The organism is Conyzicola nivalis (assembly GCF_014639655.1).
Classification (GTDB): Bacteria; Actinomycetota; Actinomycetes; order Actinomycetales; family Microbacteriaceae; genus Conyzicola; species Conyzicola nivalis.
In genome coordinates, this window is record NZ_BMGB01000002.1 from 22605 (window position 1) to 47448 (window position 24844).

General features: G+C 70.4%; 25 protein-coding genes and 1 pseudogene. 13 read left to right on the forward strand and 13 right to left on the reverse strand.

The window, feature by feature from the left end; translation table 11 throughout:
- The first annotated feature begins 15 nt into the window (after nucleotides 1-15).
- From IEV96_RS13555 to IEV96_RS13565, 3 genes are all read left to right on the forward strand, one after another.
- Nucleotides 16-1182: a Gfo/Idh/MocA family protein gene (locus IEV96_RS13555; RefSeq protein WP_188511819.1), complete on the forward strand. Its 1167-nt coding sequence runs from the start codon at nucleotides 16-18 to the stop codon at nucleotides 1180-1182.
- The gene (locus IEV96_RS13560) at nucleotides 1179-2180 is read left to right on the forward strand and encodes a sugar phosphate isomerase/epimerase family protein (protein WP_188511304.1); all 1002 of its coding nucleotides are present in this window, start codon (nucleotides 1179-1181) and stop codon (nucleotides 2178-2180) included. The genes IEV96_RS13555 and IEV96_RS13560 overlap by 4 nt, the downstream gene beginning before the upstream one ends.
- 66 nt (nucleotides 2181-2246) lie before the next feature.
- Nucleotides 2247-3431, forward strand: a complete 1185-nt coding sequence (locus IEV96_RS13565; RefSeq protein ID WP_188511305.1) for an ROK family transcriptional regulator — start codon at nucleotides 2247-2249, stop codon at nucleotides 3429-3431.
- Between the two features lie 40 nt (nucleotides 3432-3471).
- On the opposite strand, the gene IEV96_RS13570 is transcribed toward IEV96_RS13565, so the two are convergent.
- The 3 genes from IEV96_RS13570 to IEV96_RS13580 form a co-directional block, all read right to left on the reverse strand.
- On the reverse strand, nucleotides 3472-3735 hold the full coding sequence (locus IEV96_RS13570; RefSeq protein ID WP_188511306.1) for a hypothetical protein: 264 nt from the start codon (nucleotides 3733-3735) through the stop codon (nucleotides 3472-3474).
- A 48-nt stretch (nucleotides 3736-3783) separates the two neighbouring features.
- Nucleotides 3784-4386 carry a DNA alkylation repair protein gene (locus tag IEV96_RS13575; protein WP_188511307.1) on the reverse strand — a complete coding sequence of 201 codons (603 nt, stop codon included), beginning with the start codon at nucleotides 4384-4386 and terminating at the stop codon, nucleotides 3784-3786.
- A 62-nt stretch (nucleotides 4387-4448) separates the two neighbouring features.
- Entirely contained in the window at nucleotides 4449-5465 is a 1017-nt protein-coding gene (locus IEV96_RS13580) for an EamA family transporter (protein ID WP_188511308.1), read from the reverse strand.
- A 133-nt stretch (nucleotides 5466-5598) separates the two neighbouring features.
- On the opposite strand from IEV96_RS13580, the gene IEV96_RS13585 reads away from it, so the two are divergent.
- Complete coding sequence (locus tag IEV96_RS13585) at nucleotides 5599-6114, forward strand: CGNR zinc finger domain-containing protein (protein ID WP_229733414.1); 516 nt, start codon at nucleotides 5599-5601, stop codon at nucleotides 6112-6114.
- Here the strand turns inward: IEV96_RS13585 and IEV96_RS16720 are convergent.
- The 3 genes and pseudogenes from IEV96_RS16720 to IEV96_RS13595 all read right to left on the reverse strand — a co-directional run bounded on the left by IEV96_RS16720 (nucleotide 6111) and on the right by IEV96_RS13595 (nucleotide 7526).
- Nucleotides 6111-6302: a hypothetical protein gene (locus tag IEV96_RS16720; protein WP_229733415.1), complete on the reverse strand. Its 192-nt coding sequence runs from the start codon at nucleotides 6300-6302 to the stop codon at nucleotides 6111-6113. The two genes, IEV96_RS13585 and IEV96_RS16720, sit on opposite strands and share 4 nt — an antisense overlap.
- A 70-nt stretch (nucleotides 6303-6372) precedes the next feature.
- Nucleotides 6373-6711: pseudogene (locus tag IEV96_RS16725) on the reverse strand (class I SAM-dependent methyltransferase); the annotation flags it as partial.
- 47 nt (nucleotides 6712-6758) lie between these two features.
- Nucleotides 6759-7526 (reverse strand): hypothetical protein, encoded by a 768-nt coding sequence (locus tag IEV96_RS13595; protein ID WP_188511310.1) that lies wholly within the window; start codon nucleotides 7524-7526, stop codon nucleotides 6759-6761.
- A gap of 102 nt (nucleotides 7527-7628) precedes the next feature.
- On the opposite strand from IEV96_RS13595, the gene IEV96_RS13600 reads away from it, so the two are divergent.
- Genes IEV96_RS13600 through IEV96_RS13605 form a run of 3 tightly spaced genes read left to right on the forward strand, consistent with a single transcriptional unit; the run spans nucleotide 7629 to nucleotide 10125 of the window.
- Complete coding sequence (locus IEV96_RS13600; RefSeq protein ID WP_188511311.1) at nucleotides 7629-9137, forward strand: SulP family inorganic anion transporter; 1509 nt, start codon at nucleotides 7629-7631, stop codon at nucleotides 9135-9137.
- Nucleotides 9134-9256 carry a hypothetical protein gene (locus IEV96_RS16770; RefSeq protein ID WP_268235601.1) on the forward strand — a complete coding sequence of 41 codons (123 nt, stop codon included), beginning with the start codon at nucleotides 9134-9136 and terminating at the stop codon, nucleotides 9254-9256. The genes IEV96_RS13600 and IEV96_RS16770 overlap by 4 nt, the downstream gene beginning before the upstream one ends.
- Nucleotides 9257-9297: 41 nt before the next feature.
- Nucleotides 9298-10125 carry a siderophore-interacting protein gene (locus tag IEV96_RS13605; RefSeq protein WP_188511312.1) on the forward strand — a complete coding sequence of 276 codons (828 nt, stop codon included), beginning with the start codon at nucleotides 9298-9300 and terminating at the stop codon, nucleotides 10123-10125.
- Between the two features lie 28 nt (nucleotides 10126-10153).
- Here the strand turns inward: IEV96_RS13605 and IEV96_RS13610 are convergent, their stop codons facing one another.
- Entirely contained in the window at nucleotides 10154-11437 is a 1284-nt protein-coding gene (locus IEV96_RS13610; protein ID WP_188511313.1) for an alpha-amylase family protein, read from the reverse strand.
- Between the two features lie 66 nt (nucleotides 11438-11503).
- Here IEV96_RS13610 and IEV96_RS13615 point away from each other — a divergent pair, with 66 nt between their 5' ends.
- Together IEV96_RS13615 and IEV96_RS13620 are read left to right on the forward strand one after the other, a co-directional pair.
- The gene (locus IEV96_RS13615; RefSeq protein WP_188511314.1) at nucleotides 11504-12226 is read left to right on the forward strand and encodes a DUF72 domain-containing protein; all 723 of its coding nucleotides are present in this window, start codon (nucleotides 11504-11506) and stop codon (nucleotides 12224-12226) included.
- A 15-nt stretch (nucleotides 12227-12241) separates the two neighbouring features.
- The gene (locus IEV96_RS13620; RefSeq protein WP_188511315.1) at nucleotides 12242-13453 is read left to right on the forward strand and encodes an MFS transporter; all 1212 of its coding nucleotides are present in this window, start codon (nucleotides 12242-12244) and stop codon (nucleotides 13451-13453) included.
- 50 nt (nucleotides 13454-13503) lie between these two features.
- Here IEV96_RS13620 and IEV96_RS13625 read toward each other — a convergent pair whose 3' ends face one another.
- The 3 genes from IEV96_RS13625 to IEV96_RS13635 all read right to left on the reverse strand — a co-directional run bounded on the left by IEV96_RS13625 (nucleotide 13504) and on the right by IEV96_RS13635 (nucleotide 15693).
- Nucleotides 13504-14001 carry a GNAT family N-acetyltransferase gene (locus IEV96_RS13625; RefSeq protein WP_188511316.1) on the reverse strand — a complete coding sequence of 166 codons (498 nt, stop codon included), beginning with the start codon at nucleotides 13999-14001 and terminating at the stop codon, nucleotides 13504-13506.
- A gap of 99 nt (nucleotides 14002-14100) precedes the next feature.
- Complete coding sequence (locus tag IEV96_RS13630; RefSeq protein WP_188511317.1) at nucleotides 14101-14673, reverse strand: NADPH-dependent FMN reductase; 573 nt, start codon at nucleotides 14671-14673, stop codon at nucleotides 14101-14103.
- 150 nt (nucleotides 14674-14823) lie between these two features.
- Entirely contained in the window at nucleotides 14824-15693 is an 870-nt protein-coding gene (locus IEV96_RS13635) for a LysR family transcriptional regulator ArgP (protein WP_188511318.1), read from the reverse strand.
- A gap of 71 nt (nucleotides 15694-15764) precedes the next feature.
- Here IEV96_RS13635 and IEV96_RS13640 point away from each other — a divergent pair, with 71 nt between their 5' ends.
- Genes IEV96_RS13640 through IEV96_RS13650 form a run of 3 tightly spaced genes read left to right on the forward strand, consistent with a single transcriptional unit; the run spans nucleotide 15765 to nucleotide 17854 of the window.
- Nucleotides 15765-16376, forward strand: a complete 612-nt coding sequence (locus tag IEV96_RS13640; RefSeq protein WP_188511319.1) for a LysE/ArgO family amino acid transporter — start codon at nucleotides 15765-15767, stop codon at nucleotides 16374-16376.
- A gap of 52 nt (nucleotides 16377-16428) precedes the next feature.
- Entirely contained in the window at nucleotides 16429-17307 is an 879-nt protein-coding gene (locus IEV96_RS13645) for an EamA family transporter (protein WP_188511320.1), read from the forward strand.
- Nucleotides 17308-17365: 58 nt separating this feature from the next.
- The gene (locus tag IEV96_RS13650; protein ID WP_188511321.1) at nucleotides 17366-17854 is read left to right on the forward strand and encodes a hypothetical protein; all 489 of its coding nucleotides are present in this window, start codon (nucleotides 17366-17368) and stop codon (nucleotides 17852-17854) included.
- Here the strand turns inward: IEV96_RS13650 and IEV96_RS13655 are convergent.
- Entirely contained in the window at nucleotides 17851-18483 is a 633-nt protein-coding gene (locus IEV96_RS13655) for an alpha/beta hydrolase (RefSeq protein ID WP_188511322.1), read from the reverse strand. The two genes, IEV96_RS13650 and IEV96_RS13655, sit on opposite strands and share 4 nt — an antisense overlap.
- Before the next feature lie 252 nt (nucleotides 18484-18735).
- Here IEV96_RS13655 and IEV96_RS13660 point away from each other — a divergent pair, with 252 nt between their 5' ends.
- A complete protein-coding gene (locus IEV96_RS13660) occupies nucleotides 18736-19227 on the forward strand; it encodes a CarD family transcriptional regulator (RefSeq protein ID WP_188511323.1) in 492 nt (163 codons plus the stop codon).
- 149 nt (nucleotides 19228-19376) lie between these two features.
- On the opposite strand, the gene IEV96_RS13665 is transcribed toward IEV96_RS13660, so the two are convergent.
- The gene (locus IEV96_RS13665) at nucleotides 19377-20153 is read right to left on the reverse strand and encodes an Fpg/Nei family DNA glycosylase (protein ID WP_188511324.1); all 777 of its coding nucleotides are present in this window, start codon (nucleotides 20151-20153) and stop codon (nucleotides 19377-19379) included.
- Nucleotides 20146-24759 carry an ATP-dependent helicase gene (locus tag IEV96_RS13670; RefSeq protein WP_188511325.1) on the reverse strand — a complete coding sequence of 1538 codons (4614 nt, stop codon included), beginning with the start codon at nucleotides 24757-24759 and terminating at the stop codon, nucleotides 20146-20148. The genes IEV96_RS13665 and IEV96_RS13670 overlap by 8 nt, the downstream gene beginning before the upstream one ends.
- Nucleotides 24760-24844 lie beyond the last annotated feature (85 nt).

Below are 24844 nucleotides of genomic sequence, written 5' to 3' on the forward strand. Positions count from 1 at the left end.
CCGCTGCGCGTCGCCATGGTCGGCCACGGGTTCATGGGCGCCGCCCACTCCCAAGGCTGGCGCACGGCCCCCCGGTTCTTCGACCTGCCGCTGCGCCCCGAGATGCGGGTGCTCGTCGGCCGCGACTCTACGGCGGCCCGGGCGGCGGCCGAGCGGTGGGGCTGGGCCGAATCGGCCACCGACTGGCGCGCGGTGCTCGAGCGTGACGACATCGACGTGATCGACATCGTCACCCCCGGAGACTCCCACGCCGAGATCGCGATCGCCGCGCTCGACGCAGGCAAGCACGTGCTGTGCGAAAAGCCGCTGGCCAACACCGTCGAGCAAGCGGTGTCGATGGCGGATGCCGCGGCTCGCGCCGCCCGCCGCGGGGTGTTCGCGATGGTGGGGTTCACCTACCGCAGGGTGCCGGCCGCCACCCTCGCGCGCGACCTGATCGCGGCGGGCCGCATCGGCGAGGTGCGCCAGGTGCGCGCAAGCTACCTGCAGGACTGGCTCGCCGACGCCGAGTCCCCGATGACCTGGCGGCTCGATAGTGCGCGTGCCGGCTCGGGCGCGCTCGGGGATATCGGGGCCCACGCCATCGATCTCGCACAGTTCATCACCGGCCTTCGCGTCGCATCCGTATCGGGAACGCTGCAGACCCTGGTCGGCGAACGTCCGCTGCTCGCCGAATCCGTCGGTCTCTCCGGCACCGCGTCGAGCGAGCGCGGCCGGGTCACCGTCGACGACGTGGCCCTGTTCACGGCGCGTTTCGGCGGCGGCGTGCTCGGCAGCTTCGAGGCGAGCCGCTTCGCGTCCGGGCGCAAGAACGCGCTGCGCGTGGAGGTGTCGGGCTCGACCGGCGCGATCGCGTTCGACCTCGAAGACCTCAACGCACTGCACGTCTTCGACGCGACGGCGCCGATCGAGACGCAGGGGTTCACGCGGGTGCTGGTGACCGAACCGCAGCACCCCTACGTCGCCGCCTGGTGGCCGGCCGGTCACCTGCTCGGCTACGAGCACGGCTTCTCGCACCAGGCCAAAGACTTCGTCGAGGCGATCGCCGCCGGCGAGCAGCCCACACCGTCGTTCGACGACGGGCTGCAGGTACAACGCGTGCTCGAGTCGGTGGGCGCGAGTGCGCGCTCGGGCAGCTCGTGGACCGACGTGGAACCCAACGAGAAAGAGGAACGGCCATGACCCGACCCATCACGCTCTTCACCGGCCAGTGGGCCGACCTGCCGTTCGAAGAGGTCGTCAAGCTCGCCGCCGGGTGGGGTTACGACGGGCTCGAGATCGCCTGCTGGGGCGACCACCTCGACCCGTGGCGCTGGGACGAACCCGGCTATATCGAGGGCAAGCTGGAACTGCTCGACCGCTACGGCCTGAAGGTCTGGGCGATCTCGAACCACCTCAAGGGACAGGCGGTGTGCGACGACCCGATCGACCAGCGCCACCGCGACATCCTGCCCGACATCGTCTGGGGCGACGGGGACCCGGAGGGCGTGCGCCAGCGGGCCGCCACCGAGATGCAGCACACGGCGCGGTTGGCGGCGAAGCTCGGGGTGAAGACCGTGGTGGGGTTCACGGGCTCGTCGATCTGGAAGTACGTGGCGATGTTCCCGCCCGTGTCGCAGGAGGCGATCGACGCCGGCTACCAGGACTTCGCCGACCGCTGGAACCCCATTCTCGACGTGTTCGACGAGGTGGGCGTGCGGTTCGCGCACGAGGTGCACCCGAGCGAGATCGCCTTCGACTACTGGACGACGGTGCGCACGCTCGAGGCCATCGGGCACCGCGAGGCCTTCGGGCTCAACTGGGATCCGAGCCACTTCGTCTGGCAGGACCTCGACCCGGTGAGCTTCATCTGGGATTTCAAAGACCGCATCTACCACGTCGACTGCAAAGACACGAAGAAGCGCATGGTCAACGGGCGCAACGGCCGGCTCGGTTCGCTGCTGGCCTGGGCGGATCCGCGCCGCGGCTGGGACTTCGTCTCCACCGGGCACGGCGACGTGCCGTGGGAGGACAGCTTCCGCATGCTCAACACGATCGGGTACGACGGGCCGATCTCGGTCGAGTGGGAGGACGCCGGCATGGACAGGCTGGTCGGCGCCCCCGAGGCCCTCGAGTTCGTGAAGAAGTTCGCGTTCGATGCCCCGGATGCGGCGTTCGATGCGGCTTTCAGCTCGCGCTGACTTCGGCTGAGGATCGACGAATGTCTGCGGCGAATCGTGCCAACCCCGGCGTGCCACACTTGAAACATGGTTGACATCAGTCGCGGGTCGACACTCGGGGGCTCCGGGGCGAGCGAACTGTTCCAGCTTCTGCGCGACGGTTCGCCGCGCACCCGCGCCGAACTCGCGGCGAAGACCGGGGTGGCCCGGTCCACGATCGCCCTCCGCGTCGAAGAGCTCATGAGCCTGGGGCTGGTGAGCCCGGTGGAGGACGCCCAGTCGACCGGTGGGCGACCGTCGTCGCAGTTCGCCCTCAACGCATCGGCCAAGTTCGTGCTCGCCGCCGACCTCGGCGCCACCCACGCGACCATCGCCGTCTCGAACCTCGGCGGCGCCATCGTCGGCGAGACCATGGGGTCGATCGACATCGCCGACGGTCCGCCGGTCGTGCTGAACTGGCTGATCAAGACGGCGCGCGCCCTGCTGAAGAAGCACGGGCTGCTGATGATCGATATCCTCGCGGTCGGCATCGGACTGCCCGGACCGGTTGAGCACAGCAGCGGCCGGCCGATCAACCCGCCGATCATGCCCGGCTGGGACCAGTTCGACGTCGCGGGCTTCGTGAGCGAGCAGCTCGACGTGCCGGTGCTCGTCGACAACGACGTGAACATCATGGCGCTCGGCGAGCAGGCCTTCGGATGGCCGCAGACCGAGAACCTGCTGTTCGTGAAGGTGGGGACGGGCATCGGCGCCGGCGTCATCTCGGGCGGACGTCTGTTGCGTGGGGCACAGGGCATCGCCGGCGACATCGGACACGTGCAGATCGCGCGCGGGGCCGGTGTGGCCTGCCACTGCGGCAACCGCGGCTGCCTCGAGGCGCTCGCCTCCGGCCCGGCGATCGCGCGCACCCTGAGCGCCGCCGGCCTCGACGTCGACGGCCCCGCCGCCGTGGTCGACCTCGTCAAGCACGGCAACATCGAGGCGATCCAGGCGGTGCGGCAGGCCGGACGCGACCTCGGCGAGGTGCTCACCGCGTGCGTGAGCCTGATGAACCCCTCGGTGATCGCGGTCGGCGGGTCGATGGCGGCCGTCGGCGACCACCTCATCGCCGGCGTGCGCGAGATCATCTACACGCGGTCGATGCCTCTCGCCACGAGCAAGCTCACGATCGTGCAGTCCGCCGCGGGCGTCAATGCCGCGGTTCTGGGGGCGGGCATTCTCGCGATCCATCACGCGCTGTCGCCGGAGGGCATCGACCGGATGACCGCGTAGGGCACGCCGCCCCTGGCGCAAATGAGCCGCGTAACGTCGTTCAGCGAATGCTCTGCTGCTTGCCCGCGCCGGCGCCGTGGTCGGCCTCGAAGGCGGCGAGCTTGCGGCGGGCAGGGACGAGCCGGAACACGCCGCTCACCGCGAGGACCGACCCCACGCCGCCCGCACCCAACGCACTCAGTGACTCGGACCAAATGCCGCCCGTGATCGCGAAGACGACAGACGCGACCCCGAACGCGATGAAACCGATCGCCGCATTGCGTTCACCGGCGATCTGCTGTCTCTGGCGGATAAGCGACGTCATAGTGAGCAAACCTATCGTCGGCGGCCCGCCCGTGCCACCAGCCGGCGCCTACTTCGCCAGAGCGTCGAGCACGGTGTCGATCGCCTCGCTCACGACGTCGCTTGCGTACGGTTCGGCCAGGATGGCCCGGGCCTGACGGGCGAACCGGTCGGGGTCGCCCGTTCCAGAACGCAGTGACCGCAGCGGTGCGAGGATGGCGGCGCGGCGCAACCACACGTTGTTCTCACCGATCCAACGGTCGAGCGCCACGTGCGCGCGGGTGCGGCCCGTGTCATCCAGAGCTTCGATCATCGGACCGACCACGTCCGTCGCGAGCGGATCGACGAGGGAGCGCGCGCGTCCGTCACGGATGAACCCCTCGATGCGCGTGAGGTCGGAGTTGTCGAGCAGGGACACGTTCGACTGCAGCAGCACGACCGCGGCGAGTCGGCGCTCGAAGACCGGCGCGCCCCAGAGCTCGGAGGCCAGAGCGGTGATCTCGTCGTGCGACATGCCGCGGAACTTGCGTAACGCGTCGCGCACGGTGCCGCGGACCGCACCGACGGAGGCGCCGTACGAGCGGAGGCCGGTCGAGTCGCGGTCGTCGGCGGGCGGGCTCCACGAGGTCTCGCGCTGCAACGCCGCGTCGACGAACTCCCCGGCCTCGCTCATCACCCCATTCTCGCCCAGCTTCCCCGTGCCAAATGCAGGAGAAATCGACTCGAGTCACACGCTCATGCGGATCGCGGGGGTGCCGGGCGTAAATCTCCTGCATTTGGTACCGGCGAGGCGGTGGTGGCAGCGGTGGCGGGTGGTGCCGGGGGCGCTGGCGCGACCAGCGGTGCCGGGCCGCGATCGCCGTGCACCGCCGCGATGCCGCCGAGGATGAGCGCGCCGCCCACCAGTTGCAGCGGCGAGAGCTGCTCGCCGAGCAGCACCCACGCGAACAGCGACGCGAAGACCACCTCGAGCAGGGCGACGAAGGAGGCGAGCCGAGACCCCAGGGCGGCGGCCCCGGTGATTCCGGCCACGTAGGCGAGGGCGGTGCTGATCACCGCGACGATGAGCAGGGGGACCCACCACGGCGCCGAGCTTCCGAACAACGGCAGGTCGCCGAAGGTCGCCGCGAAGGGCAGGAGACCCGTGGCGGAGACCAACGCGAGGACCAGCCCGCCCACGAGCAGCCCCGAGGCTGCGAGTGCTACCGGGGGAAGCCCGTCGCCGGGCTGGGCGGCGATCAGGAAGTACGCGGCACAGCCGATCGCCGCCGCGAAAGCGAAACCGAGGCCGACCGGGTCGACGGCCTGGATGGCGCCGGGGCCGATCACGAGCAGCAGGCCGCCGACCGCGAGGGCGCAGCCGACGAGCACCAGGGCACGGGGGGCGCGACGCGTGGTCGCCCAGGCAAAACCGACGAGCAGCAGCGGCGCGAGAAACTCGACGAGCAGCGCGGTGGAGATCGGGATGGTGCGCAGCGCGGTGAAGTAGGCGAGTTGCGTGGCGGCGACGCCGACGACGCCCATGCCGAGCACGCGCCAGCGTCCGCGCCATACGGCGTTCCACCGGCCGCGGAGGGCCACGATCGCGAGCGGGGCCAGCACGACCGACGCCGTCAGCGCGCGGGCGGCGACCGCCGCCGCCGGCGACCAGCCAGCCTCGAGGAGCGGTTTGATGAGCGCGCCCGAGGTGCCGAACGACAGGGCGGACAGGACCGCTATGCCGAGCCCGCCGAACCTCGATGAGATCGCCATGCTGTCTCCTTTTGTCGGGAAGGCCTGATTCGTCATGATCTATGCTGGCTTATGCCCCTGACATTACGACCGCCGCGCGTGAGGAGTCAACTTGCATTTTGCCCCTGACACTGAGGCCTCGCTCGAATTCGTCGTGGCACTCGCGAATACCGACGCCCGCGCGTCCCGCAGTGGCGACGACGAGCTGTCGACGCCGCAGCAGCTCACCGAGCTGGTCGACCTGCACGGCTACTCCGGTCGCGTCGACCGGGACGACGCCGAACTCGACGAGGTGCGCGGCGCGCGGGCGCTGTTGCGCACGGTGTGGACGCTTCCCCGCGACGAGGCCGTCGTCGAGGTGAACGCGATGCTGCGCAGTGCGAACGCGCTTCCCCAGCTCGTCCGCCACGACGGCTACGACTGGCACATGCACGCGACGGCCCCCGACGCGCCGCTCGCCGAGCGCATCCGCGTCGAAGCTTCGCTCGCGCTGATCGACGTCATCCGCATGAACGAGACGCCGCGTCTGCGGGTGTGTGAGGCGGACGATTGCGCGGGACTGTTCCTCGACCTGTCGCGCAACGGGTCGAAGCGCTTCTGCAGTGTGCGCTGCGGAAATCGCGTCAACATGATCGCGTTCCGCGAGCGCCGCGCGGCAGAGGCGGTCTAGACCCGGCGCGCCCGCACGACGGTGTCGATCGTGTGCGCCCCAGTCGGCGTGCGTTCGACGTCGCCCGCGACCTCGACGATCCACTCGGGAGCGGTCAGCCCCAACAGCTCGACGATCTCGTCGGCCGTCTCCATGTGCAGGTGGTCGTGGCCCGCTGCTGCTGCGGCGGCGGCCGCATGGCCGACCACGAGCAGGGTGCCCTGGTGCGACCGCGTCGGCGGCCACGCGCAGGGTATGGTTCCGCTGGGCGCGGTCGGGAAGGTGCAGGAAAAACGACGAGACCAGATCGAAGGTCTCGGTGGTGGGCGAGGCGGCGAGGTCGCGCAGCTCGAACTCGATGCTCGCGCCCGCGGCGGCGGCGTGAGTGCGCGCACGGTCGAGGGCCACATCCGAGACATCCACCCCCGTTACCGTCCATCCCTGTCCGGCCAGCCAGATCGCGTCCGCGCCCTCGCCGCAGCCCAGGTCGAGGGCGCTGCCCGGAGCCAGTCGCGCCACTTCGCGCACGAGTGCCGCGTTCGGCTTGCCGCTCCAGATCTGGTCTTTCTCGAGGTAGCGCGCGTTCCATTCGGCCTGGGTGTTGGGAGGGGTGTGCATAAATCCATCCTCGGGCGCACGCGCCCCAGGCGCCCTATTTATTGCCGTTACGGCAACGAGGTAGCGAGCGTCACCGTGCTCGACTGGAACAGCGGGCTCTCGTCGTCCGGCGCCCAGACCACGGTGAGGGCGAACGCGCCGGCGGGCACGTCGGCGACGAAGTTCGCCCCGGCGCCCGACGCGGCCTCTTTCGTCACGGGCACCTCGACGCTGTCGGCGTATCCGACGATCGTCTCTGGGGGGCCGGAGATCACGTCGGTCTCGCCGCCTTCGCCGTAGAACGTCTGGAAGAAGATCATCGGCGCGACTGTGCTGTCGTAGACGCCGTCTTTCGGGTTCTGCCAGGTGAAGGGCCGCTGGCCGGTGGGCGGGACGCCGGGATCGTCGATGCGCAGCCCGACGTCGGTGTCGCGCACGATCCACGCATCGGCGATGTCGGTCGTCTGTGCGCTGACGAGCTGGAAGCCGTTCTCCGGCCCGTCGGTCACCACGAGGGGGGCTTCGGCGAAAACTTCGGCGTCGGTCGCGGTGACCGTCTCATTGTCGAGCGAGTACTCGGCGTAGGTTTCGGCCGACGAGTCGTAGGTCGCCTGGGTCTCCGGCGAGAGCAGTTCCCACGCTCCGCCCTGGTTACCCAGCGCGATCGCGTCGAGGTACTCGGAGACGAGAGCGCTCGCCGGGTCTTGCGGGTCGGGTTCGACGGTGCCCGACTCGGTCGGAGTCGACGGTGGATAGTCGGTGCCGCACCCCGCAAGCAGGGCGATCAATGCGACCGCGGATGTCGCGGTCAGGACGTTCCTCAGCGAAGTCGTCATCCTTCCAGCCTACGTTCGCGGCCGAAGGATGGCGGTGTTTGTCAGTCAAGACTCAGCGGCATCACGGCCGCGGCCACGCCGCGCGACCGCCTACAGTAAAACGTGCCCAGAACCGCCCTCACCGCGCGCGAGCTCAACGCCCGCGGCCGCCTCCCGCTCCGCGCCGTCCTCCGCAACCCGGCGCTCATCGGCACAGAGGCGCTCGCCGGAGCCGTCACAGTGCTCGCGCTGATCCCCGAGGTGATCTCCTTCGCGATCATCGCGGGAGTCGACCCCGTGAACGCCCTCGTGGCATCCGCGGTTCTGACGATCACCATGTCGATCCTCGGCGGCCGCAGCGCGATGGTCACGGCGGCGGCCGGCTCGGTTGCCCTCGTAGTCGCGCCGCTCGTGCACTCCGAGGGCGTGGAATACCTGCTGCCGACGGTTATTCTCGCGGGCGTGATCCAGATCGTGTTCGGCGTCACGGGGCTCGCCAAGGTGATGCGCTACATCCCCCGCTCGGTCATGATCGGGTTCGTCAACGCGCTGGGCATCCTGATCTTCGTCGCCCAGGTCGCCAGCCTCATCGACGTGCCGTGGCAGGTCTACCCGCTCTTCGTGCTCACGCTGCTGATCATCTGGCTGTTCCCCAAGATCACGACGCACGTGCCGGCGCCGCTCGTGGCGATCGTCGCCGTGACAACGCTCACCGTCGCCGTGGGCATCACGGTGCCGACCGTCGGCGACGAGGGCCACGTGACCGGCGGACTGCCCGGCATCACGCCGTTCGGTGTGCCGCTCACCCTCGACACCCTGCTGCTCATCGCACCGACGGCCATCGCCGTCGCGTTCGTCGGGCTGATCGAGACGCTGCTCACCGCGAAACTGGTCGACGACATGACCGACAGCCCGTCGTCGAAGAAGCGCGAGTCGTGGGGGCTGGGCGTCGCGAATATCCTCGCCGGGTTCTGGGGCGGGGTCGCGGGCTGCGCCATGATCGGTCAGACGGTGGTCAACGTGAAGATCGGACGCGCCCGCACCCGCCTGTCGACGCTGTTCGCCGGCGTTTTCCTGCTGCTCTTCGTGGCGGTGCTGTCGAACGTGATGGCCGTCATCCCGATGGTCTCGCTCGCCGCCGTGATGATGGTGGTCGCGGTGCGCACCGTCGACTGGCGTTCGGTTCGGCCGAGCGTCGTGAGGCGGATGCCACGTTCCGAAACCATCGTGATGGTGGTCACCGTGGCGACCGTCGTTATCACGAGCAACCTCGCGATCGGCGTCGGCGTGGGCGCGGTGCTGGCCGCCCTGCTGTTGCTGCAGCGGGCGTCGCGCGCGTTCGGCGTCAGCCGCATCGTCGCGGCCGACGGCGCGAGCGTCGAGTACCTGGTGCGCGGGGCGCTGTTCTTCGCGTCGAGCAACGAGCTCGCCGACCACTTCCACTTCACCGCCGACCCGCCGCGCGTGATCATCGACTTCGCCGAGTCGCGCATTTGGGACGCCTCGAGCGTCGCCGCCCTCGACGCGATCGGGGAGAAGTACCGCGCGGAGGGCTCGACGGTCGAGGTGCGCGGCCTCGACGAACGCAGCGCGCGCCTGCACGCGAGCATGAGCGGACACCTGAACCCGTGACCACGACGATCGACTGCCGTGCCGTCCTCTTCGCGCGCGACCTGCCGCGCGTCCGCGACTACTCGCAGATCACCGCGACGGTGACGGGCGGCCGGATCACATTGACCATCGCCGGTTGAGTAGCGGAATAAACGCTCAGGTCGGGGTGATTGGCTCCAGTGTGACCACCCAGACCCCGCCGGCCCGCGCCGCCCGGCCCCAGATCGTTCTGTCCGTCGTCCGCACCGAGTGGCTCGCGCCCCGCATGGTGCGCGTCGTCGCGGGAGGACCCGGCTTCGACGACCTGTCGGCGAGCGACTTCACCGACCGGTACACGAAGCTCGTCTTCGTCAGACCCGAACTCGGGCTCGAGCCGCCGTACGACATTCCCGCGCTGCGTGACTCGCTGCCGCAAGAGCACTGGCCTGTCGTGCGCACCTACACGATCCGGTCGGTCGACTACGAGTCGCGCGAGATCGCCGTCGACTTCGTGGTGCACGGCACCGAGGGGGTCGCCGGACCGTGGGCGGCGAACGCCCGGCCCGGCGACCCGCTCGTGCTCGCGGGTGTGGGCGGCGGCTACTCGCCGAGCCCGCAGACCGGGTGGCACGTGCTCGCCGGCGACGAATCCGCGATCCCGGCGATCTCGTCGGCGATCGGCGCGCTCGCTCCAAACGCGCGCGGCATCGTGCACATCGAGGTCGAAGACGCCTCCGACGAGCACCAGCTCGAGGCGCCGGTGGGGGTGGCCGTCAACTGGATCCACCGCGGGCACGACCGCGACGCCTCGCTGCTCGCCGCCGCGATAGACGCCGCCGAGTGGCCGGATGACACGGTGCAGGTGTTCGCCCACGGGGAGCGCGAGGCGATGAAGGCCGTGCGTGCGGTGCTCGCCGAGCGGGGTGTGCCGCGCGAACGCTTCTCGCTCTCCGGCTACTGGGCCTACGGGCGCACCGAAGACCGGTTCCAGGCCGAGAAGCGCGAGCCGATCGGCAAGATCGCCGACTGACTGGCCGCGACCGGCTCGACCCGCTCGGTCAGCCGAAGACCGCCCAGCCGTGCGGAGGCACCGACGCTCCGTCGGAGTCTCCGGCCAGCAACTCCAGGTCCGCGCTCGCCTGATCGAGAGCAAGCGCCTCGTCGCCCAGGTTCAGCGCGACCACGATGCGCTCGCTGCCGTCGGTCACCTCGAACACGTAGCCGGTGTTGCTCAGGGCGATACTCGTGCTGGTCGCGGCGTGCAGCCAGGGGTGCCGCCTGCGGAGTCCGACGAGTTCCTGGTGCAGCGCGAGGACGTCGTTCCCGGTGTCGGCGAGCTCCTCGGGGGTGGCCGGATACGCGGGGCGGATCGCGTCGTCGCCGCCGACCCGCTCCTCCTTGAGGCCCTCGAGGCCGCGCTCGTCGCCGTAGTAGACCGCCGGTGTGCCGCCGAGGGTGAAGAGCAGCACAAGAGCGTGCGCCCGGTGCCGCTCGTCGGTGATCTGGGTGGCGAGGCGGGTCACGTCGTGATTGCCGACGAACGTGTACGGCACGAACGTGTCGAGGAATTCATTGTGCCGCTGCAGCGCCCAGTCGAGTTCGAAGAAGTTCGCCTCGGCGATCGAGTGCCAGACCGCCTGCCAGAGCTCGTACTGCGTCACGCTGTCGAGACCGCCGTCGCGCACGAAGCCCGCATAGTCGCCGTGCAGCACCTCGCCGAGCACGTACACGTCGGGGTGCTGCTCGCGCACCGCGGGAAGCACCGATGCCCAGAACCCGGCCGGCACCGAGTAGGCGGCGTCGAGTCGCCAGGCGTCGATGCCCCGCTCGAGCCAGTGGCGCATCACGGAGCTCACGTACTGGGCGACATCGGGGTTGCCATGGTCGAGGGCGACCAGGGCGCCGTGGCCCTCGAACACCTCCAGCTCGCCGGTGTCCGTCTGGCGGAACAGGGCCCGCTCGGGCGCGGAGGGGTCGCTCAGGGCGGCCTGCAGCGGCGCGAACTCGCGGCCGACATGGTTGAAGACGCCGTCGAGCATGACGCGGATGCCACGAGAATGGGCCGCCTCGATGAGATGTTCCAGGTCGGCGGTGGTTCCTAGGCGCGGGTCCACCTCGAAGTAGTCGATGGTGTCGTACCCGTGCGTGCTCGACCGGAACACCGGTCCGAGCGCCAGCCCGTTCGCGCCCAGCGCGAGCAGGTAGTCCAGCCACGACTCGAGCTGCAGCAGGGTGTGGGTCGGGGTGCGGTCCTGCCCGGTGGTGTCGGCGCCGACGAAGCCGAGCGGGTAGACGTGCCACCAGATGACGTGTTCGGTCCAGTCGGGTGTTGATCGTGACATGGTCTTCTTTCCAGGCGGCCGACTTCGAGCCTAACCGTGTCGACGCGAGCGCCTTACGCTGGTCGGGTGAACACCCGCATCGGCACTTCCGGCTGGAGCTACGACCACTGGGAGAACGTGCTCTACCGCCCGGGACTGGCGGCGCGGGACCGCCTTGCCGCCTATGTCGAGCGCTTCGACACCGTCGAACTCAACGCGAGTTTCTACCGCTGGCCGCGCGATACGACCTTCGCGGGGTGGCAGCGTCGGCTGCCGGCAGGTTTCCAGCTCTCGGTGAAGGCGCCGCGGGGGCTCACCCACGCGAAGAAGCTCTACGACCCCGGAGTGTGGATCGAGCGTATCGCGCGCTGCTGGCACGAACTCGGCGACAAACGCGCCGTGCTGGTCGTGCAGCTGCCGCCGAATCTGCCGCGCGACGACGCCCGACTCGACTACTTCCTGGCCGAGCTGCCCGACTGGATCCGCGTCACGGTGGAGTTCCGCCATCCGAGCTGGCACGTCGAGGAGGTCTTCGAACTGCTCGAACGCCACGGGGCCGCCTACTGCGTGATGAGCGGCGCCGGCCTGCCCTGCATCCTGCGCGCCACCGCGCCGTTCGTCTACGTGCGGTTGCACGGTCCCGACCGGGGCACCCTCTACGGGGGCTCCTACTCCGACGACGATCTGGCCTGGTGGGCCGACCGTATCCGCGAGTGGGAGAACGACGGCCGCGACGTGTTCGCGTACTTCAACAACGACGGCGGCGGCAACGCGGTGCGCAATGCCGAGACACTGCGCCGGTTGCTCTGACACCAGAATGGACGCATGAATCCTCTCCGCGTGGTGCTGGGCACCCCGAGCGCTGTCTATCTGCTGGCGAGTTCGCTGGTCGGCCGGTTGCCGAGCGCGATGGCGGCCCTCGCGATCGTGCAGCTCGTGCGCCTGCAGGGCGGCGACTACGCCCTCGCCGGAACGATGACCGCGGTCTACATCGTCGCGGGCGCGGTGGGCCAGCCGGTGCTCGGCCGCGTGGTCGACCGGACCGGGCAGACGCTCGTGCTTGTCGTGGCGGCAGTGGTCAGCTCGCTCGGATTCGTGGTGGTCGCGGCCTGTGCCGCCGAGGCTCCCGTTCTCGCCCTCCTCGGGGCCATTCTCGCCGGCCTGTTCACCCCGCCGCTCGAGCCGTCGCTGCGGTCGCTCTGGCCGCGCATCGTGCCGGAGGGGCGCCCGCTCAAGGCCGCGTTCAGCCTCGACGCCGGTGCCCAGGAACTCGTCTTCATCGTCGGGCCGCTGCTCACCGTGCTCGGCATCTCGGCCTTCGGTGCCACCGGCAACGTGCTCTTCGCGGCCGCGCTCGGCTTGGCCGGCACGGTCGCCTTCGCGCTGAATCGCGTGTCGCGCACCGCCGGAGCGTCGGAGAATCCGGATGCGCCGCGGCTGTCCCCGGTGCGGAGCGCGCGTTTCCGCCGGCTCGTCGCCTTCACCTTCGGCGTCGGCATCCCCGTCGGGGTGCTGACCATCTCGGTCACCGTGTTCGGCGAGCGTCACGGCATCGAGGGCTTCGCCGGGTGGGCTCTCGCCGCCAACGCGTTCGGGGCGCTGGTCGGAGCGACGACGCTGGCGCTGCGTCCGCTCCGGCGCGCCCCGCAGCGCCTGCTCGCCCGGTGCGGACTGCTGCTCGCCGCTTTCTACCTGCCGCTGGCGCTCGCGGAGCTGCCGCCCGCGGTCTGGCTCGCGCTCGCGGTCGTCGCCGGCTTTATGCTGCCGCCGACCCTCGCCCAGATCTTCGAGTCGGTGGCGCACGTGGCCGACCGTGGCTCGCTCACCGAAGCGAACGCCTGGGTCGTGAGTGCGATGAGCGTGGGGGTCGCGGCGGGCACACTCGGCGGCGGGCTCGTCGCCGGCCTCGAGTTCGCCGTGCCGGTCATGGTGCTCGGCGGCTCGGTCGCGACCGCGCTGCTCGCCCTGCTCGTGCTGCCGGCACGCATGACCACGCCCTCTCAGCAGCCCGCACCGGTGGGGTCGGCGGCGGGCTGAGTCCCGCGCGGGGAGCGCCCGGCACGCGGCATCCGCGGTTCGTCTGCTTCTTAGGCGGCCAGCTGCTTTTCGAAGCAGAGGGAGAACGGGATGGTCTCGATGTACGGCTCGTAGATCGGGATGGGCGTGTATCCGACCCGTTCGTAGAGCGCCACGGCGTCGGGCTGGCGGTCGCCGGTCTGCAGGATCAGGCGCCGGGCGCCGCCCGCGGTGGCGAGCCGCTCGAGGTGGGTCATCAGCGCCCGGCCGATGCCGCGGCCGCGCTGGCCGTCGACGACGATGACGCGCTTGACCTCCCAGTCGTCGCCGAGCAGCCGAAGCGCGGCGTGGGCGAGCGGCGTGCCGTCGGCGTCGATCACGAGCACCGTCGCTTTCACGAGCGTCGGGTCGACGGCGAGCGAAACGCGGCGGCGCTCGGTGATTTCCGCCGGCTCGGGTTCGGGGCGGTGGTAGCGCACCGTCATCTCGGCGTCCATCGCGTCGCGCAGTGCCACGGCGCGTGGGTCGTCCCACTCCACGGATTCGAAGGTGAAGTCGGTGTTGCTCATGCGTGCTCAATCTGCTCGGAACGGGGGAGGGCCAGATCGAGCGTAGGTGAAAAGCGCGGGTCCCGCCCGCCGTCGTCGGGCGGGCGGGGCCCTGCCGAGTCAGGCCGCGAGTACCTCGGCGCGGAGCGGCTCGAGGGCCTTCGACCACGCCACGACGCCGTCGAGGGCCTTGCCCAGGTTCTGCACCTGGTACTGCGAGGGCGTGAGCTCGGTGAAGTTCGCGAAGTCGTTCATCAGCGAGAGCGCGACCTGGTGCCGCACGGTGGCGATCTCGAGCTCGGCGGCGATGAGGCGCAGGTGCTCGACGGCACGCGAGCCGCCGACTCCGCCGTAGCCGACGAACGCGGCGGCCTTGTTGTTCCACTCCGCGAAGAGGTAGTCGATGGCGTTCTTCAGTACCGCCGACGTCGAGTGGTTGTACTCAGGCGTGACGAACACGAAGCCGTCGAGGCTCGCGATCTTCTCGCTCCACGCCGTGACCTGTTCGTTCTCCGATGGCTTCCAGGCGGGGGAGATCTCCTCGTCGAAGAAGGGCAGCGGGTAGTCGCGCAGGTCGACGAGTTCGAACTCGGCGTCGTCGCGCTGGGAGGCGGCGTCGAGAACCCACTTTGCCACGTCCTCGCTCTTGCGGCCGGGACGGGTGCTGCCGAGGATGATGCCGATGCGTGTCATTGCGGGTAGTGCTCCTTTTTCCGGGGGTGTTGTCACTACGCCCCAACAGCGCGCGGCCCCAAATAGTCCCGCCGCGTCATGGGCACTTTCGTGTTCGCTACGCACCGGACGGGAAGAAATAAACAAACTCGCGGATGCGCCAACCCGTTCTCAGCGGAGGTGTTGCGCGGCCGCGCGCCTGACCGCGTCCGCGACCTCGTCGAGCGTCGCCGACTGCAGCTGCCACTGCTGCCAGTAGAGCGGCACGTCGAATACCGCGTCGGGGTCGAAGGCGACCAGCTCGGGGGTGTCCTGCAGGTCGGGGACGTTGCCCCAGCCGAGGCCGAGTTCCACCGCCCTCACGAAGTCCGCCGACGAGGGGACGAAGTGCCGGGGCGGTGCGGGCTGGGGGAGTCCCGCGCGACGCAGGTAGGCATCCTGCAGGTCGTCTTTGCGGTCGAAGACGACGACCGGTGCCCGGTCGAGCGCGTCGCGGGTGGCGCCCCCGGCGAACCAGCTTTCGGTGAAACGGGCGCTGCAGCGCGGGCGATACCGCATTGTTCCGAGCAGGGTGGAGGTGCAGCCCTGGATCGGTTGGGCGACCGCGGTGATCGCCGCCATCGCCGCGCCAGAGCGCAGCAGCGCGGTCGTGTGCTCCTGGTCGTCGAGGTGGATGTCGAACGTCGGCGCGCTCGGCAGTGTGGCGAGGGCGGGCAGGATCCAGGTGGCGAGCGAGTCGGCGTTGACCGCGATGGGGATGTTCACCGGGCGGCCGTCGCCGGCCTCGTCACCCAGCTCGCGCTGGGCGTCGGCGGCGAGAACGTCGACCTGCCGGGCGAGGCGCAGAACCGCCTGACCGCGCTCGGTCACCCGCACCGGCTTGGTGCGCTGCAGCAGTACGGCGCCCACGGCCGACTCGAGGGCCTTGATGCGCTGGCTCACGGCGGAGGGGGTCACATGCAGCCGCCGTGCCGCCGCCTCGAGGCTGCCCTCGGCGACGGTCGCACTCAGCGCACGCAACTGGGCGAGGTCGAAGTCCATGATTAGCCATACTAATGCGGGATAAGAAACGTTAGCTGGACTGTTTCAGCGACCCGCCCTACCGTTGGCTCATGCTCCTCACCGCTCTCGCCGGCTTCGGTTTCGGCCTCTCCCTCATCGTCGCGATCGGCGCCCAGAACGCCTTCGTGCTGCGCCAGGGACTGCGCCGCGAACACGTGCTCGTCGTCGTGGTCGTCTGCGCGGTGTCGGATGCCGTGCTCATCCTCCTGGGGATCGCCGGGGCGGGCGCCGTGATCGCTGCAGCACCCGAAGTGCTCGTCATCGTGCGGTACGCCGGTGCCGCCTTCCTCCTCGGCTACGGAATCCTCGCCGCCAGGCGGGCCCTCCGCCCGGCGGCGCTCACCGCAGACGGTCCGACCGTGCGCACGAGCCTCGCCGCGACGGTCGGCACAGTGCTTGCCCTCACCTGGCTCAACCCGCACGTCTACCTCGACACGGTCGTGCTGCTGGGGTCGATCGCCAACACCCACGACGACGGCCGCTGGTGGTTCGGCGCCGGCGCGGTTCTCGGGAGCGTCGTCTGGTTCACCGCGCTCGGCTACGGCGCGAGGCTGCTGCAGCCCGTCTTCGCGAAGCCGGCGGCGTGGCGTGTGCTCGACGCGATCATCGCCGTGGTGATGGTGGCGCTCGCCGTGTCGCTGGTTGTCGGAGCGGCGCACTGACGGACCGAGGCGCCCGAACCGAGGCGTCGTCGCGAGCGCATACGGTTGCCTCATGGCAATAACGCGCTCGGCGCTCCCCCTCGGGTCGGTCGGGCTCGTCGTCGCCGGCCTCGCGCTGCAAGAGGTGGGCGCGTCGTTCGCCGTGTTGCTCTTCCCCGCCGTCGGCGCGCTGGGCGTCGTATCGCTGCGGCTGGGTTTCTCGGCGCTCATCCTGCTCGCCATAAGCCGGCCGACCGTGCGTGGCTACACCCGGGCCAGCTGGGCCACCGTCGTCGCCTTCGGCATCGCCATCGCCGCGATGAACTTTCTCTTCTACGAGGCGCTCGACCGCATCCCGCTCGGCGCGGCCGTGACGATCGAGGTGCTCGGCCCGCTCGCCGTCTCGGTCTTCACCAGCCGCAAGCGCTCCCGCTGGGTCTGGGCGGTCATCGCGCTCGCCGGAGTCGCGCTGCTCGGACAGGGCAGCTTCGGACACCTCGACCCCCTCGGCGTTGTCTTCGCCGCGGGAGCCGGTGCGACGTGGGCGGGCTACATCCTGCTCTCCGCCCGCACGGGCCAGCACTTCCCACGCTTCGACGGACTCGCCATCGCGATGAGCATCGGCGCGCTGGTCACCCTGCCGTTCGGCATCACGCTGACGGGACCGGCGCTGTTCGAGCCGCAGATCCTGCTGCTCGGTGCGGCGGTCGCGTTGCTCTCGTCGACGCTGCCGTACGCATTCGAGCTGCTCGCGCTGCGGCGGCTGCCCGCCTCGACCTTCGCGATCCTCATGTCGCTCGCGCCCGCCATCGCCACCCTCGCCGGACTCGTCATCCTCGACCAGCGCTTCACCGTGGTCGGCGCCGTGGCCATCGGGCTCGTGATCGTCGCGAGCATCGGCGCCGTGCGTTCGGCCCGCCCGCAGCCGCCCACCGAGCCATTGGCCGTCTGACGAGTCATCCGCCCGCCCTCCGGGCGATACGCTCGGAGCGAGACCCGAAGGGACGACCATGAACGCCAGATCCGACGACGACTTCGACCCCCGATTCGACCCGGCCTTCCAGCGGGGATTCGACGGGGCCAGCGCTTCGGATGCGCCCCGCGTGGTGCAGCGTGACGCCAGACGCGCGAGCCCGGTGCACCCGCCCGAGCCCAGCGCGACCCAGCCGTACGTGTCCGCTCCCGCCATCAAACTGCCGCCGACACGATCGGACGCCGCCGATTCAGAACCCGCGGATGCCGCGGCTCTCGACGACCGACCGCGCCCCAACCCGTTCCTGATCGCGCTCAGCGTGGTGAGCGTCGCGCTCGTCGCTGCGGGGGTCTGGGGCATCCAGGCGGCGCGCGCCCCGTTCCTCGCGACGGACGCGGCCTCGACCGTCGACTACGTCGGCCTGCAGATCCTGCAGTTCCTCTCGCCGGTCTCGATCGCCCTCGGCGTCGCCACCGCGATCGGAATCCTCTTCGTCTACGCGGTCGGCTGGCAGAAGCGCCGCTAGCGCCACACCGAGCGGATGAAGGCGTTCACGTCGTCGAGCTCGGGGCGCGAGATCGAGTGCGGGAGATCCTCGTAGATGCGCTCGGTCAGCGTGGAATGCTCGGGCAGCCACTGCTGCGTGTAGGCGATCAAGTCGGGCGTGATCACCTGGTCTGCGGTGCCGCGGCCCCAGAAGACCGGAGGGCTGACGCGGGCGAGCTCGGCGTCTCCGGCGTTGTCGTCGGGCACGGCGAAGCCGCTGAGGTTCACGGCGAACGCGAACCGTTCGGGCGCGTTACGCAGCAGCTGCATGGCGACGGCGGCGCCCTGCGAGAAGCCGAGCAGGCCCACCGATGTGGACTCGGTGGTGGCGAGCCATTCGAGAAGCGCGACCGCGACCTCGTCGGCCCCCTTCGCCACCGTTGCGGCATCCGCCTGCCGCGACAGCGGGGCCCAGGCGAAGCCGCCCTGTCCGGCGTCGAGCGGCGCGCGTAGTGAGGCGATCACGGGGCCGAGCGGCAGCTGGGGCGACAGGCCGAAGAGGTCGCCCTCGTGCGAGCCGAACCCGTGCAGCAGAACGAGCAGCGGTCGGCCGGCGCGTTCGCGCTCGGGGGCCGACCAGATGACGGCGGACGGGTCGATGGTAACCATGCTCACCACGCTAGCCTGTGGCTGTCGGGAGCCGGTCCGGCGCGCGAATCGGCGCCTTCGGGACCCCTTATAACGCACTCAGGTTGAGAGTGTCCCCCGAGTGGTAGAATTGTTACCCCTTCCTCAGCGAGCCAGAGGATGCGCCGCAATGTCGCCGCGCGAAAGACCCGATCTTCCAACAACGGCAACCAGCCGCCGCGCTACAGCACGGCCACGGTGACCGACAACAACAAACGATTAGAGGCAGCCCAAATGATTTTCGAAGTAGGGGAAACCGTCGTCTACCCACACCACGGAGCAGCCACCATCACCGCGGTCAAGACCCGCACAGTCAAGGGCGTCGACAAGACCTACCTCACGCTGAACGTGCACGCGAGCGACCTGATGATCGACCTTCCGCAGGAGAACGTCGAGCTGATCGGCGTGCGCGACGTCATCGACGCCGCGGGCGTCGAGGCCGTGTTCGACGTGCTGCGCAGCGAGTGGGTCGAGGAGCCGGGCAACTGGTCGCGCCGCTTCAAGGCCAACACCGAGAAGATGGGCAGCGGAAGCGTCTACAGCGTGAGCGAGGTCGTTCGCGACCTGTGGCGCCGCGACCAGGACAAGGGCGTGTCGGCCGGCGAGAAGCGCATGCTGCTCAAGGCCCGCCAGATCCTCGTGTCCGAGCTCGCGCTCGCCCGCCAGAGCACCGAAGAGGAAGCCACCGCGGCCCTCGACGAGGTGCTGGCGAGCATCCCCGCGTAACCCGTTCCACTGCGAGGGCCGTCCCGGAAGGGGCGGCCCTTTTGTGTGCGCCGCCGCCGTCCGGCCGTGTCTGCGCACTCTCGGGTCACGTGCGCGTGCGCGACGATGCGCAGACGTCCCAGGGTTGCGCAGAAGCTGGGGCCGGGCGGCTACGTCTGGCAGCGCGGGCACCAGAAGGTGTCGCGCTCGGTGAGCACGGTCGCCCCGAGTTTCCCGCGGCGGATGCGGGTGCCGCAGCGCAGGCACGGCTTGCCGCCGCGTCCGTACACCCAGGCGTTGCGGCCGGAGCGCAGGTCGCCGGTCGTGGAACGGTCTACCCGGCCTCGGTTGGCCGCCAACAGCTTGCGGGCGAGGGCGACGGTGGCCGCGACATCCGGATCTTCACCGATCGGACGCGTGGGCAGCATGCCGCGCAGGAAGCACAGCTCGTTGGCGTAGACGTTGCCGATGCCGGCCAGGTTGCGCTGGTCGAGCAGTGCGACGAACGAGGGCACCGACGGGTCGGCGCTGAGCCGGGCGATCGCCTCGGTAGCGTCGAACTCACCGAGCAGGTCGGGGCCCAGGTAGCCGACGACGCTGTCTTCGTCGGCGGTGGGCACGATCTCGGTTATGCCGAGCGAGAATCCCACGGTCACCCAGTCGGCGGTGGTGAGGATGATGCGGGCCTGGTGCGCCGGCCGACGCCACGGGGTGCCGTGCCGGTACAGGTGCCACGACCCCTCCATCTTGAGGTGCGTGTGGATCGTCATGTCGCCCACGTGGTGCAGCAGGTGCTTGCCGCGGCTCTCGACGTCGTGCACGGTCTCGCCCGTGAGATCGACGGTAGCGAACGCCGGCACGCGCACGTCGCACGCGGTGAGCACCTGGCCGCCGATCGCCTTGTTCAGGTTGTCGGCGGTGAGCCAGACGGTATCGCCCTCAGGCACGGAGCGACAATCCGCGCGGCGTCGCGCTGAAGCCGGCGTCGCCCAGCGCGATGCCGAGCGGCGTGCCGGTGATCGAGACGCCGTCGACCTGCTCGATGCGGAGCTTGCCGAGCCCGGTGCGCACGATCGAGGCGAGAGATGCGGATGCCGCGGCCAACGCCTCCTCGTCGGTGCTGAAGGTGAGCACCGTCTTGCCGCCGCGTTCCACGTAGACGGCCAGCTCGCCGTCGACGAGCACCACGAGCGAGCCGGCCTTGCGACCGGGACGGTGTCCGCGGGGCTCGTCGGCGTCGGCTGCCGGCCACGGCAGGGCGGCGCCGTAGGGCTGGGCGGGGTCGGTGGCGGCGAGCGTGATCGCGGCGGGCGGCGCAGTGGACGCGTCGTCTTTGGTGAACGCGCGCAGCCGGTCGACGGTGGCCCCGGTGGCGAACTGGGCGGCTCCGAGCCCCTCGACGAAGTAGCCGCGGCGGGCGCGGCCGATCTCCTCGAACCCGCTGAGCACCTTATACGCGAGGCTGAAGCCGCCGCGGATGCCCTCGCTCACCACGGCGCCGCGGGTGACGACACCGTGCCGCTCCAGCAGTAGCTCGGCCATCGACTTGGCGCGGATCGTGGTGTCGCCCTCGGCGAGCGGCAGCAGCGACCAGCGTCCGCCCACGTTCGGCGCGCCGGCCTGGCTCGGCAGGCTGGGCCGCGCGCGACCGCGGTAGGCCCGCGACCGCGACGGGGCCCGCTTCGGGGCGGCCTTGCCGCCGAGGTAGGAACGCAGCGGCGAGAACGTGTCGTTCGTCACGAGCCCGGCCCAGACCAGGTCCCACAGGGCGGTCGTGAGTTCTTTGTCGTCCATGCTGCCGACCGCGCCCGACAGCTGGCGGAAGAAGAACGCGCCGCCCCCGGCGAGGTTCGCGAGGATGGAACGTTGCAGCTCGGTGGTCTCGTCGCCGCTGGGCTCGGCGAGCGTGAGCGGTGCCGTCTCGGCGAGGTGCAGGCTCACCCAGCCGTCGCTGCCCGGGAGGGACCCGCGTCCCGACCAGACGACCTCGCCGGTGAGGGTCAGCTCGTCGAGCCAGGCGGGGGAGTAGTTGCGCAGACGCGCCGGCAGCACGAGGGTCTCCCACGCCGAGGCGGGCAGGGCGACGCCGGAGAGCTGGTCGATCACCTGGACGAGGCCGTCGATGCCGGTCAGGTTGCTTCCGACGTGCTGCCACGCGGGCAGGAAGCGGCCGAGGGTGGGCGCGTCGACCGGCTCGACCTCGTGCCGCAGCGCCGCGAGCGAGCGGCTGCGCAGGCGGCGCAGCACCTCGACGTCGCACCACTCGCTGCCGGTCGCGCCCGGACGGAACTCGCCCTCGATCACCCGGCGTTCGCTCGCGAGCCTGCGCAGCGTGTCGAGCACGACGGCGACGCCCAGGCCGAAGCGTGAGGCGGCGTCGGCGACGGTGAACGGGCCGTGGGTGCGGGCGAAGCGGCCGATGAGGTCGCCCAACGGGTCGGCGACGGGCTCGATGAACGCGGCCGGCACGCCGATCGGCAGGGGCACACCGAGCGAGTCGCGCAGGCGGGCGGCGTCTTCGATGCCGGCCCAGCGCTCGGTGCCGGCGATGGTCACCCGCAGCACGCGGTTGTCTCTGGCAAGTTGGTTGAGTAGCTCGCCCAGCGAGCGTATCGAAACCTCGTCCTCGGAGGGTTTCGATACGTCGCTGGCGCTCCTACTCAACCAGCTCCGCTCCCTGATCTCCTGCGTCGACAGCGGCCCGAGCAGGCGCAACACGTCGACGATGCCCTCGGCGTCTTTCGCCCGGCGGTCGGCGGCGAGGCGCTGCAACTCGAGCTCGGTCTGTTCGATGACGCCGGCGTCGAGCAGTTCGCGCAGTTCCGCACGTCCGAGCAGCTCGGCCAGCAGCGTCGAGTCCAGCGACAGCGCGGCGGCGCGTCTCTCGGCGAGGGGCGAGTCGCCCTCGTACATAAACGCGGCCACGTACCCGAACAGCAGCGACCTCGCGAACGGCGACGGAACATCCGTCTCGGTCTCGACGATTCGGATGCTGCGGCTCTCGATCTCGCCGGCGACACCCACGAGCGCCGGCAGGTCGTAGACGTCCTGCAGCACCTCGCGCACGGTCTCGAGCACGATCGGGAAACTCGGGAACTTGCGGGCCACATCGAGCAGCTGCGAGGCGCGCTGGCGCTGCTGCCAGAGCGGGCTGCGCTTGCCGGGGTTGTAGCGCGGAAGCAGCAGGGCGCGCGCCGCACACTCGCGGAAACGCGAGGCGAACAGCGCCGAGCCGCCCACCTCCTCGGTCACGATGTCTTGCAGCTCGCCGGGTTCGAAGACGAAGAGCTCGGCGCCGGGCGGCTCCGCGTCGGTGTCGGGGATGCGCACGACGACGCCGTCGTCACTCGCCATGGCCGCGCCATCCATGCCCATCCTGTCGCGCACCCGCGCACCCACAGCGAGGGCCCAGGGCGCGTGCACCTGCATGCCGAAGGGCGAGTGCAGGATGACACGCCAGTCGCCGAGCTCGTCGCGGAATCTCTCGACCACGAGCGTCTTGTCGGTGGGGACGTGCCCGGTCGACTGCTTCTGGTCGGCGACGAAGGCGATGAGGTTGTTGGCGGCGAATTCGTCGAGGCCTGCCGCCTCCATGCGCTCCTTCACGCCGTCGGTCCCCGAGGCGGTCGACACCTCCCGCGTGAACGCCCCGATGGCCCGCCCCAGTTCGGCGGGTCGACCCAGGCCGTCGCCCTTCCAGAACGGCACCTTGCCCGGCTGCCCGAACGCGGGCGAGACGAGCACGCGGTCGTGGGTGATGTCTTCGATGCGCCAACTGGTCGCGCCGAGCGCGAACACGTCGCCGACGCGCGACTCGTAGACCATCTCCTCGTCGAGCTCGCCGACGCGCGCCGCCTTCTCGCCCACCATAAAGACGCCGAACAGCCCGCGGTCGGGGATGGTGCCCCCGGATGTCACGGCCAGCCGTTGCGCGCCGGGGCGCCCGGTGATCGTGCCGCCCACGCGGTCCCAGACGATGCGGGGACGCAGCTCGGCGAACTCGTCGCTGGGGTAGAGCCCGCTCAGCAGGTCGAGCGTCGCGACGTAGGCGCTGCGGGGGAGGGTGGCGAACGGCGCGCTGCGGCGGACGGTCTCGAACCACTCCTCCACGCCGAGCGGGCCGAGCGCCACCGCGGCGACGGTCTGCTGGGCGAGGACGTCGAGCGGGTTGGCCGGAACGCTGATGGCCTCGATCTGACCCGACAGCATGCGCTTAGCGGCGACCGCGGTGTGCAGCAGGTCGGCGCGGTGCTTGGGAAAGAGGACGCCCTTCGACGTCTCGCCCACCTGGTGGCCGGCGCGGCCGATGCGCTGCAGGCCGCTCGCGACCGAGGGCGGCGATTCGACCTGCACGACCAGGTCGACGGCGCCCATGTCGATGCCGAGTTCGAGCGAACTCGTGGCGACGACGCAGCGCAGCCGACCGCTCTTGAGGTCGTCCTCGATGCCGGCGCGCTGCTCTTTGCTCACGCTGCCGTGGTGGGCGCGGGCCAGCACCGGCGCGGCTCCCGAGGTGGAGCCGGCCTGCGCCATCATCTGGGCGGGAATCGTTCGTACGGTCCCTGAGCCTGTCGAAGGGACCAGCTCCGCTTCGACAAGCTCAGCGACCGCCTCTTGAGCGACCGCTTCCCGCTCCTCGGCGATCTCGTTCAGCCGCGCCGTCAGCCGTTCTGCCAGCCGGCGGGAGTTGGCGAACACGATGGTCGACCGGTGCTCGAAGATCAGGTCGACGATCTTCTCCTCGACGTGCGGCCAGATCGAGCCCTGCGGTTGGGCGCCGGCGGCCGAGCCCTCCATCGCCGGTGCCGCCCCGAGCTCGGTCATGTCTTCGACCGGCACCACTACGGTGAGGTCGAACTTCTTGGTCGACACCGGCTGCACGATCGACACCGGGGACGTTCCGGCGAGGAACCGCGCCACCTCTTCGCGCGGGCGCACCGTCGCCGACAGCCCGATGCGTTGCGCGGGCTTCGCCAGCATGGCGTCGAGGCGCTCCAGCGAGACGGCCAGGTGGGCGCCGCGCTTGGTCGACGCGACGGCGTGGACCTCGTCGACGATGACGGTCTCGACGCCCATGAGCGTCTCCTTCGCCGCGCTCGTGAGCATGAGGTAGAGCGACTCGGGAGTGGTGATCAGGATGTCGGGGGGAGTGCGGGCGAGCACGCGGCGGTCTCCGGGGGTGGTGTCGCCCGACCGCACCCCGACGGTCACCTCGGGCGCCGCGAGGCCGAGCCGCTTGGCGGTCTGCGTCACGCCGACGAGGGGGGCGCGCAGGTTGCGTTCGACGTCGACGCCGAGCGCCTTGAGCGGCGAGATGTAGAGCACGCGGGTGCGGTGCAGCGGGTCTTCGGGCGGCGGCACGGAGGCCAGCCGGTCGATCGCCCAGAGGAACGCCGCGAGCGTCTTGCCCGATCCGGTGGGTGCCACGACGAGAGCGTGGTTTCCGCTGGAGACGGCCTCCCACGCACCGAGTTGGGCGGCCGTCGGCTCGCTGAAGGCTCCGTCGAACCACTCCCTGGTCGCCGGAGAAAATCTGCCGAGCACGTCGCTCATCCGTCCATCTTCTCCCGAGCCGCCGACATCCGCTGACTCGCACGGTTGTGAGCGACGGATGCCCCGCGATGGGTAACAATGGAGC

Bases quoted from the DNA above. Each gene is read 5' to 3' on its own strand.
- IEV96_RS13555 (WP_188511819.1), top strand. From the start codon at position 16: ATGGTCGGCCACGGGTTCATGGGCGCCGCCCACTCCCAAGGCTGGCGC.
- IEV96_RS13560 (WP_188511304.1), top strand. From the start codon at position 1,179: ATGACCCGACCCATCACGCTCTTCACCGGCCAGTGGGCCGACCTGCCG.
- IEV96_RS13565 (WP_188511305.1), top strand. From the start codon at position 2,247: ATGGTTGACATCAGTCGCGGGTCGACACTCGGGGGCTCCGGGGCGAGC.
- IEV96_RS13570 (WP_188511306.1), bottom strand. From the start codon at position 3,735: ATGACGTCGCTTATCCGCCAGAGACAGCAGATCGCCGGTGAACGCAAT.
- IEV96_RS13575 (WP_188511307.1), bottom strand. From the start codon at position 4,386: ATGAGCGAGGCCGGGGAGTTCGTCGACGCGGCGTTGCAGCGCGAGACC.
- IEV96_RS13580 (WP_188511308.1), bottom strand. From the start codon at position 5,465: ATGGCGATCTCATCGAGGTTCGGCGGGCTCGGCATAGCGGTCCTGTCC.
- IEV96_RS13595 (WP_188511310.1), bottom strand. From the start codon at position 7,526: ATGACGACTTCGCTGAGGAACGTCCTGACCGCGACATCCGCGGTCGCA.
- IEV96_RS13610 (WP_188511313.1), bottom strand. From the start codon at position 11,437: ATGTCACGATCAACACCCGACTGGACCGAACACGTCATCTGGTGGCAC.
- IEV96_RS13620 (WP_188511315.1), top strand. From the start codon at position 12,242: ATGAATCCTCTCCGCGTGGTGCTGGGCACCCCGAGCGCTGTCTATCTG.
- IEV96_RS13625 (WP_188511316.1), bottom strand. From the start codon at position 14,001: ATGAGCAACACCGACTTCACCTTCGAATCCGTGGAGTGGGACGACCCA.
- IEV96_RS13630 (WP_188511317.1), bottom strand. From the start codon at position 14,673: ATGACACGCATCGGCATCATCCTCGGCAGCACCCGTCCCGGCCGCAAG.
- IEV96_RS13635 (WP_188511318.1), bottom strand. From the start codon at position 15,693: ATGGACTTCGACCTCGCCCAGTTGCGTGCGCTGAGTGCGACCGTCGCC.
- IEV96_RS13640 (WP_188511319.1), top strand. From the start codon at position 15,765: ATGCTCCTCACCGCTCTCGCCGGCTTCGGTTTCGGCCTCTCCCTCATC.
- IEV96_RS13645 (WP_188511320.1), top strand. From the start codon at position 16,429: ATGGCAATAACGCGCTCGGCGCTCCCCCTCGGGTCGGTCGGGCTCGTC.
- IEV96_RS13650 (WP_188511321.1), top strand. From the start codon at position 17,366: ATGAACGCCAGATCCGACGACGACTTCGACCCCCGATTCGACCCGGCC.
- IEV96_RS13655 (WP_188511322.1), bottom strand. From the start codon at position 18,483: ATGGTTACCATCGACCCGTCCGCCGTCATCTGGTCGGCCCCCGAGCGC.
- IEV96_RS13660 (WP_188511323.1), top strand. From the start codon at position 18,736: ATGATTTTCGAAGTAGGGGAAACCGTCGTCTACCCACACCACGGAGCA.
- IEV96_RS13670 (WP_188511325.1), bottom strand. From the start codon at position 24,759: ATGAGCGACGTGCTCGGCAGATTTTCTCCGGCGACCAGGGAGTGGTTC.